This window comes from Streptosporangium sp. NPDC050284, from assembly GCF_044459525.1.
Classification (GTDB): Bacteria; Actinomycetota; Actinomycetes; order Streptosporangiales; family Streptosporangiaceae; genus Streptosporangium.
The window spans coordinates 75,239-86,701 of record NZ_JBITIZ010000025.1 but is presented as its reverse complement, the minus strand read 5'-3'; the positions used below and the strand labels follow the sequence as shown (position 1 = coordinate 86,701).

Annotated in this window: 13 protein-coding genes, 2 tRNA genes and 1 pseudogene; 13 read left to right on the top strand and 3 right to left on the bottom strand. The window is 61.2% G+C overall.

The features are described 5' to 3' along the window. From ACIBH4_RS36745 to ACIBH4_RS36735, 3 genes are all read left to right on the top strand, one after another. On the top strand, positions 1–255 hold a 255-nt coding region (locus ACIBH4_RS36745), incomplete at its 5' end, for a transposase (RefSeq protein WP_362770051.1). 163 nt (positions 256–418) lie between these two features. Further along, positions 419–1,021, top strand: a complete 603-nt coding sequence (locus ACIBH4_RS36740; RefSeq protein ID WP_362770049.1) for a hypothetical protein — start codon at positions 419–421, stop codon at positions 1,019–1,021. A 532-nt stretch (positions 1,022–1,553) separates the two neighbouring features. Further along, entirely contained in the window at positions 1,554–2,483 is a 930-nt protein-coding gene (locus ACIBH4_RS36735) for an HNH endonuclease (protein WP_362770047.1), read from the top strand. 249 nt (positions 2,484–2,732) lie between these two features. Here the strand turns inward: ACIBH4_RS36735 and ACIBH4_RS36730 are convergent, their stop codons facing one another. Continuing rightward, on the bottom strand, positions 2,733–4,913 hold the full coding sequence (locus ACIBH4_RS36730) for a WD40 repeat domain-containing protein (protein WP_362770045.1): 2,181 nt from the start codon (positions 4,911–4,913) through the stop codon (positions 2,733–2,735). 404 nt (positions 4,914–5,317) lie between these two features. Continuing rightward, the gene (locus ACIBH4_RS36725) at positions 5,318–5,689 is read right to left on the bottom strand and encodes a hypothetical protein (RefSeq protein WP_362770043.1); all 372 of its coding nucleotides are present in this window, start codon (positions 5,687–5,689) and stop codon (positions 5,318–5,320) included. Between the two features lie 135 nt (positions 5,690–5,824). Here ACIBH4_RS36725 and ACIBH4_RS36720 point away from each other — a divergent pair. The 5 genes from ACIBH4_RS36720 (at position 5,825) to ACIBH4_RS36700 (ending at position 7,271) form a co-directional block, all read left to right on the top strand. After that, positions 5,825–5,881 (top strand) — tRNA-OTHER (locus tag ACIBH4_RS36720). Between the two features lie 60 nt (positions 5,882–5,941). Then, the gene (locus ACIBH4_RS36715; protein WP_362510633.1) at positions 5,942–6,145 is read left to right on the top strand and encodes a hypothetical protein; all 204 of its coding nucleotides are present in this window, start codon (positions 5,942–5,944) and stop codon (positions 6,143–6,145) included. A 202-nt stretch (positions 6,146–6,347) separates the two neighbouring features. Next, positions 6,348–6,596, top strand: coding sequence for a type II toxin-antitoxin system CcdA family antitoxin (locus tag ACIBH4_RS36710; RefSeq protein WP_362510636.1), 249 nt, complete (start codon positions 6,348–6,350; stop codon positions 6,594–6,596). Further along, complete coding sequence (locus ACIBH4_RS36705) at positions 6,593–6,994, top strand: DNA-binding protein (protein ID WP_362510639.1); 402 nt, start codon at positions 6,593–6,595, stop codon at positions 6,992–6,994. Before ACIBH4_RS36710 ends, ACIBH4_RS36705 begins: the two co-directional genes overlap by 4 nt. A 216-nt stretch (positions 6,995–7,210) precedes the next feature. Then, positions 7,211–7,271: transfer RNA gene (locus tag ACIBH4_RS36700), tRNA-Phe, on the top strand. A 215-nt stretch (positions 7,272–7,486) separates the two neighbouring features. Here the strand turns inward: ACIBH4_RS36700 and ACIBH4_RS36695 are convergent. Continuing rightward, positions 7,487–7,993, bottom strand: a complete 507-nt coding sequence (locus tag ACIBH4_RS36695) for a DinB family protein (protein ID WP_362770041.1) — start codon at positions 7,991–7,993, stop codon at positions 7,487–7,489. A gap of 301 nt (positions 7,994–8,294) precedes the next feature. On the opposite strand from ACIBH4_RS36695, the gene ACIBH4_RS36690 reads away from it, so the two are divergent. The 5 genes and pseudogenes from ACIBH4_RS36690 (at position 8,295) to ACIBH4_RS36670 (ending at position 11,238) form a co-directional block, all read left to right on the top strand. Then, positions 8,295–8,819, top strand: coding sequence for a hypothetical protein (locus tag ACIBH4_RS36690; protein WP_362510645.1), 525 nt, complete (start codon positions 8,295–8,297; stop codon positions 8,817–8,819). 39 nt (positions 8,820–8,858) lie between these two features. Further along, positions 8,859–9,398: pseudogene (locus ACIBH4_RS36685) on the top strand (DUF6461 domain-containing protein); the annotation flags it as partial. A 40-nt stretch (positions 9,399–9,438) separates the two neighbouring features. Next, a complete protein-coding gene (locus ACIBH4_RS36680; protein ID WP_362510648.1) occupies positions 9,439–9,756 on the top strand; it encodes an RDD family protein in 318 nt (105 codons plus the stop codon). A 292-nt stretch (positions 9,757–10,048) separates the two neighbouring features. Continuing rightward, positions 10,049–10,864, top strand: coding sequence for a hypothetical protein (locus ACIBH4_RS36675; protein ID WP_362510651.1), 816 nt, complete (start codon positions 10,049–10,051; stop codon positions 10,862–10,864). Next, positions 10,861–11,238, top strand: coding sequence for a GntR family transcriptional regulator (locus ACIBH4_RS36670; protein WP_362510654.1), 378 nt, complete (start codon positions 10,861–10,863; stop codon positions 11,236–11,238). Before ACIBH4_RS36675 ends, ACIBH4_RS36670 begins: the two co-directional genes overlap by 4 nt. Positions 11,239–11,463: the final 225 nt, after the last annotated feature.

Genomic DNA, 11,463 nt, shown 5'->3' with positions numbered 1-11,463 from the left:
ATCAGCCGGGCGATGCAGTCCTACATCGCCGCCCGCGATTGGCTGACGGTCTATCGGCTGCCCGCTTATGCCCCTGAGCTCAACCCGGCCGAGGGGATCTGGGCCAACCTGCGTAACGGGCTGGGCAACCTGGCGGTCACCGGCCTGGACACCCTCAACACGACCATCAAGTCCCGGCTGAAACGCATGCAATACCGGTCCGATCTCATCACCGGCTTCTTCAACGAGACCGGTCTGCCCTTCGAACTGGCCTAACCCTAGAGATTTAACCTCAGTAACGCCACCATGTGAACAATCTCAGACGAGACAAGCGCATCACTAGCCGCAGCAGGCCATGCAGAAAGTACGTCTCTAATAGAGTCCTCTGTTCCGGCTCGGTCCGTCGCGCCGGAAACGTGAGCAGACCGACAATGAGCCTATGGATCTTCAGCACGCAGTGACGCACTACAGGCGCTTGATCAAAGAGGTCGGGTGGCTGGAGGAGGGGATGGCGTGGACCGTCATCTTGCCCGTCTCGGGGAGACTCTCTGTGCAAGAAGCCGCGACACGCCTGACCGGTGATAGCCGTCCCGAATTCAGCGAACTTGAACCGGGTTTTCCCGATGTCGTCTCCTTCGGCCGGTCAGGGGCGACGATGATGCTCTTCGAGGCGGACGGTTTCAGCCACGCCGGAGATCCCGAAGTCCTGGAGCGGCTCAGCGAGAACGCCCGCGTATGGCATGTGTCTTGGAATCTCACCGGCAGACGCATGCTCAGACACGCAGCCCAGGGGAAGGTACTGGCCGAGATACTCGATTTCGACCCCTACTGGCTGCATGGCATTGACCCCGGCTCCTTGCGGGAAGAGGCGGCGATTCTCCGTGGCATCGGCCGGCACAGGCCGCCGATCAGGTACAAGAGCAAGGTGATGGCGATGGTAGAACAACGCACCGGTGCACGCCTCGACAAGCAATGGCTCGACCAGCCTCAGCCCGCTCTATCCATCGACTGGCCACCCACCGAAGACATCCAGCCCACCTGATGTACACACATCAAGCAGACCTTCACGACGCCAAAAACCGGCTCACGCCTAAACCTGAGAGTCGGCCAGGCAGCGACGATCGCCATATCACCGCCTACTGACGATCAAAGGTGGGCGTTACACAGAAGGTTCCTGTCACTGCAGGTCAGGGGTGTGATCACAGGTAACGTCGAGCTTTCAGGTTCAGTATCGTGCAGGTAACTTTGCCGAATTGTTCTTAGTGGGTATCAAGAAAACGATGTGTCGCGTGGTGCGGCTCTGCACTCGGCGGCACGCTGTGCATACGGTTTGGAAGCCGTCCTCATACACGACCATGCTTGGACTACCATGTAGCTACGTACCTCAGTCCAGAGATCTTCATTGTGCCGATAAGTATCTGTCGTGAATGGTCGGCGCCGCAAATGTAATAGCTAGAGTTTCCGGCTTAACGCGGTCATTGATGATAGGTCATAGAGGTCCGAGTCATATCGATAATGCTTTCATCGAAAAACCTGCTTGACTGATGCGATGCCCGCCATTTAGGGTTCACCTTATGGTCAGAGGAAAATATGAGACATGGTTTATATTGGGCGCACGAACCCTTAGCTCGCTGTTGCGTGAACATGGATTAATCCAAGGAGTTTTTTCTGACTCTAAAGATTGGTATCTGTGCCCCCTTTGTATTGATATGACAATGACGATTGAAGAAATAAGGACTAAGCGGCTGAGTCCGGAACATCTGCCACCGAAATCTCTCGGTGGCAGAGAAGTGCTGCTCACTTGCAAGAAATGCAATAACGATGCGGGAGGGCGATTTGATGGAGAAGCATTCAAGCAACATCAGATGATGCAATTCTTGAAAGGAGGGGTCGAGCATTCAGAGGTCGCTCTGCTAACCGCTGCAGGGATTGAAGTGCGGACCAGGATGCGCGTACTTGCGGATCTAAGGATTCAACTTACCCTTGCGCATGATATTAACGCACCTGGGCGCACCGAGGCTCTAATAGATCATTTACGTGATGTGATTCGCGAGAAGCGCGAAACGAATATCTCGATAAAGCCTGTCATTCGATTCTCCCCCGAGCGGGCGCGTGTATCGTGGATGCGTACGGCATACCTTGCAGCATTTGCTGTGTTTGGTTGGCGCTACATTCTCCGCTCCAACTTCCAGTCGCTTCGGGATCACCTGAAAGACCCTCGCTGTCCCGCGCCTCCAATTGTTAGTGCAACAGATCCAAGTTGGGAAGGACTGCGGGAGCTTTGGCTTATTCAGCATCCAAGCGAGCATCGCAGCTTACTGGTAATTGCGGACGGTCATGGAGTCTTCCTGCCGCTTCCAGGAGATCGGCGCACATTAGAAGAGCTAGCCCAGGGATTGGATATCCAACCTGGCCAGACGAGAGGATACAAGTATGATTACCTGCCGATAATCTGGCCAACCGGACCGCTGCACCTACTCGATCCTCGTCCGAGCATCTTGTGACCGGCTTCGCATGGCTCTCAAGATCACCGGAGTGTGGTTGATCGTGTAAGAGATTGCAGCCCCGATAACGCACGCCCGTCGGTTCAAAAGCGCATGCGACGTCTTCCCTGTCAAGTTCTGTGCTATTTCGGTGCGGGGAAGACGTCGGCCAGGGGGACGATCTGCGGAGCGGGCTCAGTGCTTGGGCAGCAGCGCGTTAAGTCGTGTGAAGACACAAACCCAAGGCCGCCACCGCCTAGCGCATTCGCATCAAACCGGGTGCCACAGTCGTACTGTGTGATCAGCGCTTCCGGTGGCGAGCAGGCTCCCGCCGGGGTGGAAGGCCATCGTGAGGATGGGGCCAGTATGTTCGGTCAACGGTGTGTCGGCCGCCATACTGGTGGCCAGGTCCCAGAGTCGTACGGTGTGATCATCACTTCCGGTGGCGAGTAGGTGGCCGCCGGGGTGGAAGGCCACCGCATTCACAGAGCTGTTATGAATGGTCAGAGGCTCGCCGATTGGCTTGCTGGTGTTCAAGTCCCAGAGCCGTACTGTGTGATCAGCGCTCCCAGTGACGAACAACCTTCCGCCGGGGTGGAAAGCCATCGTGAAAACGGGGCCATTGTGCTCGGTCCGAGGGATGTCGATCAGCTTCCTGGTAGTTAAGTCCCAGAGCCGTACGGTGTGATCATCACTTCCGGTGGCGAGTAGGTGGCCGCCGGGGTGGAAGGCCACCGCATTCACAGAGCTGTTATGAATGGTTAGAAGTTCGCCGATTGGCATGCTGGTGTTCAAGTCCCAGAGCCGTACTGTGTGATCAGCGCTTCCGGTGGCGAGCAGGCTCCCGCCGGGGTGGAAGGCCATCGTGAGGATGGGGCCAGTATGTTCGGTCAACGGTGTGTTGGCAGCCCTACTGGTGGCCAGGTCCCAGAGTCGTACGGTGTGATCATCACTTCCGGTGGCGAGTAGGTGGCCGCCGGGGTGGAAGGCCACCGCATTCACAGAGCTGTTATGAATGGTCAGAGGCTCGCCGATTGGCATGCTGGTGTTCAAGTCCCAGAGCCGTACTGTGTGATCAGCGCTTCCGGTGGCGAGCAGGCTCCCGCCGGGGTGGAAAGCGATCATAGTTACAGAGTCGGTGTGGCCAGACAGCGGTTCCTCATTCGACATCCAATATCCATCAGGAGCGGCCCACATTTGAGAGGTATGCAGTTGAGCCTTTGGAACGGCCGCCACCTCCATCATTCGCACGGTCATCTCATCCCGCTCCCGCTGTGCCTGTGCATAGTTTTGGCGCAGGGCGACTGTCCGCGCGCGAAGTCGCTGGACGCGCTTTCGGACAATTTCTGGCGAGACCGGACGAGTCTCAATTTCCCACAGCCGCACCGTCTGGTCATTACTTCCGGTGGCGAGCAGGTGGCCATCAGGGTGGAACGCCATCGGACGGACAGAGTTAGTGTGACCGGCCAGGGGGCCGCCGATAGGGGTATTGGAGACTAAGTCCCACAACCATACCGTGCCGTCGAGACTGGCGGTGGCGAGCAGGTGGCCATCAGGGTGGAACACCATCCCGATACCGAGTTTAATTTGGTCGGTTAAGGGTTTACCGCTCGGAGTGTCGTTGGCCAGGTCCCACAACCATACCGTGCCGTCGAGACTGGCGGTGGCGAGTAAATGGCCGTCAGGGTGGAACGCCACTTCGACGATGGCGTCGGTATGACTGGTTAAGAGTTTACCGCTCGGAGTATTGTTGGCCAGGTCCCACAACCATACCGTGCCAGCGGCGCTGGCGGTGGCGAGCAGGTGGCCGTCGGGGTGGAATGCCACGCTCCATATCACCTCCTCGGTGCGGCTAGTGAGGGGATCACCAACGGCGGCGCCGATAGCCGAATCCCACAGTCGTACTGTGCCATTTATGCCGCCGGTGGCGAGCAGGTGGCCCTTGGGGTGGAAGGCCACGCTGATACCGGGTTTAATTTGGTCGGTTAAGGGTTTACCACTTGGAGGGCCGGCGGCCAGGTCCCACAGCCACACCGTGCCATTTATGCCGCCGGTGGCGAGCAGGTGGCCGTCGGGGTGGAAGGCCACGCTCCATATCGCCTCGCCGGTATGGCTGGTGAAGGGTTCGCCAACAGCGGCGCCGGTGGCCGGATTCCACAGTCGGAGCATGCCGTCGCTGCTGGCGGTAACCAGCAGATGACCATCAGGGTGAAACGCCATCGCGGCGACGGGCTTGGTGTGGCCGACTAAGACCTTGTGAACGCTGTTAGATGTCTCGTTCGTATCGATGACTGGGACGGAAACGGCAGCGGCACTTTTAGCCACCGAAGCAGAGGTGTCAGCGGTGTCGGCGATGGTAGGGAAGAGATCATCTCTACAGATGTCCTGCGCATCGCGTATAGCAACCCACAGCTGCTGAAACTCTTCTACGTCTCCCTTGAGTGCCTCCACAACCAGCTCTAACGGCCCCCACCGCGGATGTTTTGCGCACCGCAAGACACCATGCACAGTGGTATGACTGATCGCTTCACGGGTACGACGAGAGATCTCCCGAGTGCTGGGCTCTCCAGCGTGGCGGTGCAAGCGTTGCAGTCGGGTGCGCAACTGCGCGAGTGCGGTCTCGACTGGGGGCGAAGAAGGCTGTTCGGTCATGGTGGCAAGAGCATGCCACGTTGTCAGAAAACGTAAAGGCATTTCGCATCAATCGACCCAACTCGGCCGATCATGTCAATGATCGTCAGGCGATGTACTGATGCGTTCACCTTGCGTAAGGCCTTGGTGGAGATCGTAAACGCTGCTTCGGTGGGATCGACTCTGGAGACATGCCGTACTGATCCTCAGCGCGGTCAGTGCTATCAGGCACACCCGGCGAGCGCTTCTCGTTTTTCCTGTCGTTGAAAGAGTGGATCATGAACCAGTTCCTTGACCTCCTCACCCACCTGCTCCAAGTCGCTGGCGCTGGCATCGGCCTGTACACCGCCGCGAAACTGGCTCAGCGGGCTCGCCGACGTCCCCCGGAGTCCGACACTGATAACAACTAGGCCGACTCGGCCATGCATCTGGCGCGCGATCCGCTCAACATGCACCTCTCGTGTCGCAACAGTGTCAGAAGCAACACAATGAAGCCGATAGGGAAGTAAACGGGTTTTTTGTCGATTCTTATGGCAAGGCCGTGACGATCGCTGACTTCGGTAGTCGCCGTTGGTTGCTGGGGCGATCGACGCCAAGTCCCTCCTTCGTCGGGACTTGCCACCGGTGACCATGGTTGAGGTGACAGCAGCGCTGACAGCAACGTCCCCACACGCGGACTCACTTCGACCACCGTCCACCACCCTCTGACCACGGTCTCCGCTACCCGACCAGGGCGATTGGTCCGCCTGAAAAGCGGAAGGTCGGCGGTTCGACCCCGCCCCTGACCACAGCAACTGAGCAGCACAAACGCCCCGAGCGACTATCGTTCGGGGCTTTTTTGATCTCCAATGACAGCAACGGCCCAGCGGCAGCTGCCGGATTTGGATCATCATGGCAGTCCGATGTCCACGTGGTTACTCTCGTGGCCGCCGGCGAAGGATCCCGATTACGGCACCCGCCTGCCCAGAGCGTTTCACGCGGTTCGGGTGGTCAATGCCGTCACCATGACTGAATTGCTGCTGGAAATCTCAAATGGTGACGCCACGGTGTGAGCCGCCGGGGTTGTGGTTGCTCATCTTGCCCTGGTTGGAACTGAGGGACCACGATGATTCCGGGCAGCCGTCTTATGGGCGTAGCTTATGCGGCTGCTTGGGATGAAAAGGATGACATTGTCGGCGGGTACAAGATCGCTCGATCGTGCAGTCTCATCCGAGCGAAGCCGCACTTGCTCGCATACTGCAGTATGCTTCTGCTATGGCGGATACGACGCGCATCACGGTTACCTTGCCGAGTGACCAGGTCGCCGAGCTCAGGAAGCTCACGGACAACATCTCCGGCTTTGTCGCCGAGGCGGTGGCGCGTCGGCTTCGACACCAACTCCTCGGCGAGGACCTGCTGCGTCACCAGGAGGAGCACGGGGAGTTCAGCCAGGAGGAACTGGCTGAGGCTCACTCCAGGATCTTCGGGGAGGCGAACCCTGGGGGTTCGGCGAGCGCGGCGTGATCGAGCACGTTGAAACCGTCGTGCTCGACTCCCAGGGAGTCTCCGCCTGGATCGCGCAGGACCGTAAGATTCTCGCGATGTTCCAGGTGTTCCACGGTATGGGGGCCGATTTCGTCATCGGTGCCAACACCATCGTGGAAGTCAGCCATACGCGGGTGAATCTGCCTCGCCTGCAGTGGGTACTCTCCCGGGTCAAGGTCGAGCCGTTGACCGAGGCGGCGGCGAAGGCGTCCGCGGGACTGCTCAAGACCGCAGGTCTGCACGGCCACAAATACGCGATCGATGCGACGGTCGCCGAGGCGGCACTGCGCCAGCCGGGTCCGGTGGTCATGCTGACCTCCGATGTCGATGACATGGCCCGACTTTGCGGTCACCGTGTCCGGCTCGTTGGCATTTGAGTAAACAGCGGCCTGTACCTGTACTGCATCGAAGTTCACCTTGTCCTTCGTCACGCCGGCGAACTCGGTCACTGACACGAGGAGATGGTCCTACAGACCGGAACGATCTCGCATGTCCCCGCAGAGTGGCGGCAGCAGTGCTGACAGCAACGTCCCCACACACAGACTCACTTCGACCACCGTCCACCACCCTCTGACCACGGTCTCCGCTACCCCACCAGCGTGATTGGTCCGCCTGAAAAGCGGAAGGTCGGCGGTTCGACCCCGCCCCTGACCACAGCAACTGAGCAGCACAAACGCCCCGAGCCAATCATGGCCGGGGCGCTTTTTGTTGTGCTTGACGACAACGCGCTTTTCGTTGAGGGAGCGAGTAATGGGCTGGCGGCTCTTGTGACGTCGAGAGATCCGTCTGTCGGCTCAGGACGCAGTGCGTTATCTGCTGGGCACCTCAAGGTCGTCTGGATCGGCCGAGTTCGTCCAGCGAGACGACGCTCAGCTTTGGCGGGTGCCGTCGAGGGTCTCGCGGATGATGTCCGCGTGTCCGCCGTGGCGCGCAGTCTCTTCGATCATGTGGAACAGGACGTAGCGCACGTTGCACTTGATGATGTCTTTGCGCGCGCAGGGACTGTCAAGGTCCATCGAAGCCGCGATGGCGCGGGACTCCTCGATCTGCTCCCGGTAGTACGCGACCCAGTGCTCCACCGTGTCGTTCTCGTTGACCGTCATGTCGGCGTCGCGAGGATCGGTTTTGACGGCGGGCCAGTTCTCGGGGAGCTCGCGTCCGGCCATGATGACTTGGAACCAGCGGCGCTCCCAGGTCGCGGCGTGTTTAATCAGCCCCAGCAGTGACAACGAACTCGCGGTCGGTGTTTTTCGCGCCGCAGCATCGTCGAGCCCTTCGATCGTCAGGAGCAACCCCTCGCGCTGGTAGTCGAGGAAACCTTCCAGGGCCTCGCGCTCCGAGGTGTAGGCAAATGCCGCATCCTTGTTATCGGACATGCGTGGATGCTAACAGCGGCGACGGCTACGGAGGCGCTGCGCGCGACCGCTACTACGATGAGGATCGCGATCGCAATGACCTTCCCGTGCCTGCCCCATTCACGGGAATCTGCACAGGCAGACTGAGCGAGATGCTTGGGGAGAGGTTTCCGCAGGTGACCGATGTGCCGGACAATTTCGGACAACTCTTTAGGCATGTTCCCCGAGGATTCGCTTGTCGCACATAAGGAGGCCAGGCGCCTGGCAGAAGGCCATCGAATCTATTGGGTCAGTAATGGAGACCGATACTAGGCTATAGATCATGAAGCGTCTGATTGTCGCGGTTCTGTTGGTTGGCGGCCTTGCTGGAGCGGTCGCCGCCGTAGGCGCCTTGGGGGTCGGCACTTTCGTGGTGGATCGCCTGGCCTTGTTGTTGATGCCCCGCTCGTCGTTTCCTCGTTGTACCGATGATGACAAGCGGCTTGCTTCGGCCCTTGTAGTGCTCAGCATTCTCGATGCTCGTCCGGTCGAGGCGAAGCCGGGTGGGAAACGCATGGGGGGGTGCAATGACGATGACCGGCTTGCGTACGCCGAGCAGTCCTATCGGATTTCAGCGTCGCGTGTCGATGTGCCGTCCTTCTACCGTGAGGCTGCGATCAAGGACGGCTGGAAGCAGGCGCCGGTTCCGGAGCCGGAGGAGGGTGTGGCGCAGGTCTGCCTCACCAAGGTCATCGACAGCCGGAATGTCTACCTGTCGGTGGGGTACTCCGGCAGGCCGGACGAGAAGGACAGCGATGACTACTTGTTGCAGGTCGGTTCTGGCCCCAGTGGGAGCAACCTGTGCTGATGCCTGGGAGGGGTGTTCGCCCAGTCTCGGTTTTAGAAGATGATCACAAACCCTGCCGACTACACCTGGCTCGTGGAAGCAGCGGATGGCGCCTGCCTCACCTACATCCATGGCCTGACAGCCGAAGAAGTGATGGCTCGGCGCGGTGGCCGGCCAGGAGGCTTTACCCCCATGTCGTTCTGGGAGCTGGGCGGTGCCGTCGAGTCCGGCGTGTCCCTCGGCGTGACGACCATCGGTGACTGGGTGCTGACCGTTGAGCCCGGTTGGAACGGCATCGCCGAAGAAGTGATCATGCCGTTGTCGACGGGCACCCGCGTCGTGTCCCACTACTTTCTCAGCATCAAGGATCTCGATCACTTCTACTGGATCGAGGACGGCGAGCTCCGGTTCTGCTTCATCGCCCAGGAGGGCTACAGCCAGGAGGTGCCGGATGAGCTCGTGGAGACCATGGAACGGATCGATTCCATCTATCCCTCGTTCCCCGACCCCCACGACGGGCCGATGTTCCTCCTGGCCGAGCGCCTCACCGGGATCACGCTGACACCGCAACTACTGGAGGAGTCCACATACCTGGGCGGAACCGTTTCCGATCGACGTGCTCCAGGGCAGCGTGGAGCCCGTGGAGCTGGCTATCTTGTCGGTGTTGTTCCTTTACTTCTGGGCGCAGCATGCTCTGTGGGGGCGGACGCTCGGCAAGCGGATGTTGGGTGTCCGGGTCATCGCGGTGAGTACGGGCGGACGGCTGGGCGCGGGCAGGACTGTGCTCCGCACGCTGGTCTTCCCCCTGCTCGTCCTCGTCCCCGACGTCGGGCTGTTCTGTCTTTTCGTGGGCGGGCTCTGGATGCTCCTCGATGCCGAAGGCCGGGTGCTTCATGACCGCTTGCTGGGCACCGCGGTGGTGTGCGACTGGGTGAGGGACGCCCAACCTCAGTCGTAACAGGCCACCAGTGACATGATCTTGCTAACGCGGGGCCGACAACAGCTTTAGATGATCTTGGGCGACCACGGACCGAAGGTCCCGTAATGCCTGTCCGCTGGCCGAGGATCTGGCGAGCCGAGGCCACGCGGTGGCCGCGATCGACCACACCTACGAGAACGTCGCCAACACCTTCCCGGGTGGACGGGTCGCCACCTGCGTCACATGCGAGATCGAGAGTCCGGAGGCGTTGACTTTGTCGCAAACTATGACGCAACATTGTGATACAAAGCTTGCGACAAAAGGAGACGCTATGACCCGTGAACCCTTACCGGACGACGGCCCGTCGGCGCGTACGACCGATCTGCGACTGGCAGGCGCGTGGCTGACCCGGCACGGCCTGACCGACGCCCACCCCACTCCGCTGCTCGCCAGCCGGCTTGCGGTCCGCGAGCGCGCCCGCCTGGCCACCTACCTCATCCTGGCCGCACTGATCATCGTCAGTGCGCTGGCCGCCGTCTCCGCGTTCGGCAACCCCCAGCCCTATCGCCCGCTACCGCTACTGGCCCTGACCGTGGCCGTGGCCGGGCTGCTGCTGGCACAGTCGCTGCTCGACCGGTGGGTGCGACGCGTCGACCAGCGAGCGGCCGCGACACTGTCACGCAGGGCCGCCCATCCGATCCAGCCCGGCTGGCGGACCGTGCTCGGCCGGCCGTACGCCGTTTTCGCCGCCGTCACATTCACCGGCGCGATAGTGCTGGCCGCCAGCGCCCTGGCCGTTGCCGACCCCACCGTGCGGCAGCTGGCCGTCGTCGTGCTGATCGGCCTGCTCGGCGCGACGGGCATCACCGCCCTGCAGCTGCGCCACCTGCTACGGCACCCGGTCGTGGCGCAGGACGAGGAGTCGCTCACCGCCGACGTCATCATGCGCGTCGAGGACGCCCGCGAGCTCACCACCCCGAACGTGCAGTGGTCACTGCCCGTGGTGCTGCTGTTCGGCACCGCGCCCACCTGGTGGGGCGCCACCGCGATCACCTACCTGATCCTGAGCATGATCGCCCTCATCGCGCTCCGCTTCAAAACGCCGTCGTGCGCGACGGTGGCCCGACAGGTCATGAGCGTCCGATGATCGTCATCGACGCGGCCTCACCGGTACCGCCGTTCGAACAGCTACGATCCCAGCTTGCCCGGCAGATCCAGGACCGCACGCTGACCGTGGGCGCCCGGCTGCCGACCATCCGCCACCTCGCGGCCGACCTCGGCCTGGCCGCCAACACCGTCGGCCGCGCCTACCGGGAACTGGAAGAGGCCGGACTGATCGAGACACGCGGACGGGCGGGCTCGTTCGTCTCGGCCACCGGTCAGGAAGGCCGGGAGCGAGCCCACCGGGCTGCCGCCGACTACGCGGCCGTGATCGCCAGCGTCGGCATCGACGAGGACGAGGCGATCCGCATCGTACGGGCGGCCCTGACGTCCGGCACGGCAGCACCGGCCTCGTCATGACCACGACCCGGCCGCGGGTGTCACCTCGTCGAACGCACGACGTCGGTGTAGTGGCCGATCAAGCCCCGTGACCTGCTGAGAGCGGTCGAATCACGGGGCGACCAGGTCGTCTGAACGGTAGCGGACGTTATCTCCACCGGTCGCCAGGCGCACGGGAACCCAGGTAATCGGTCGTTTTCCCGGCCGACTCCCATCAAGGCGGCGCTCCGAATCGTTGGACGAAGG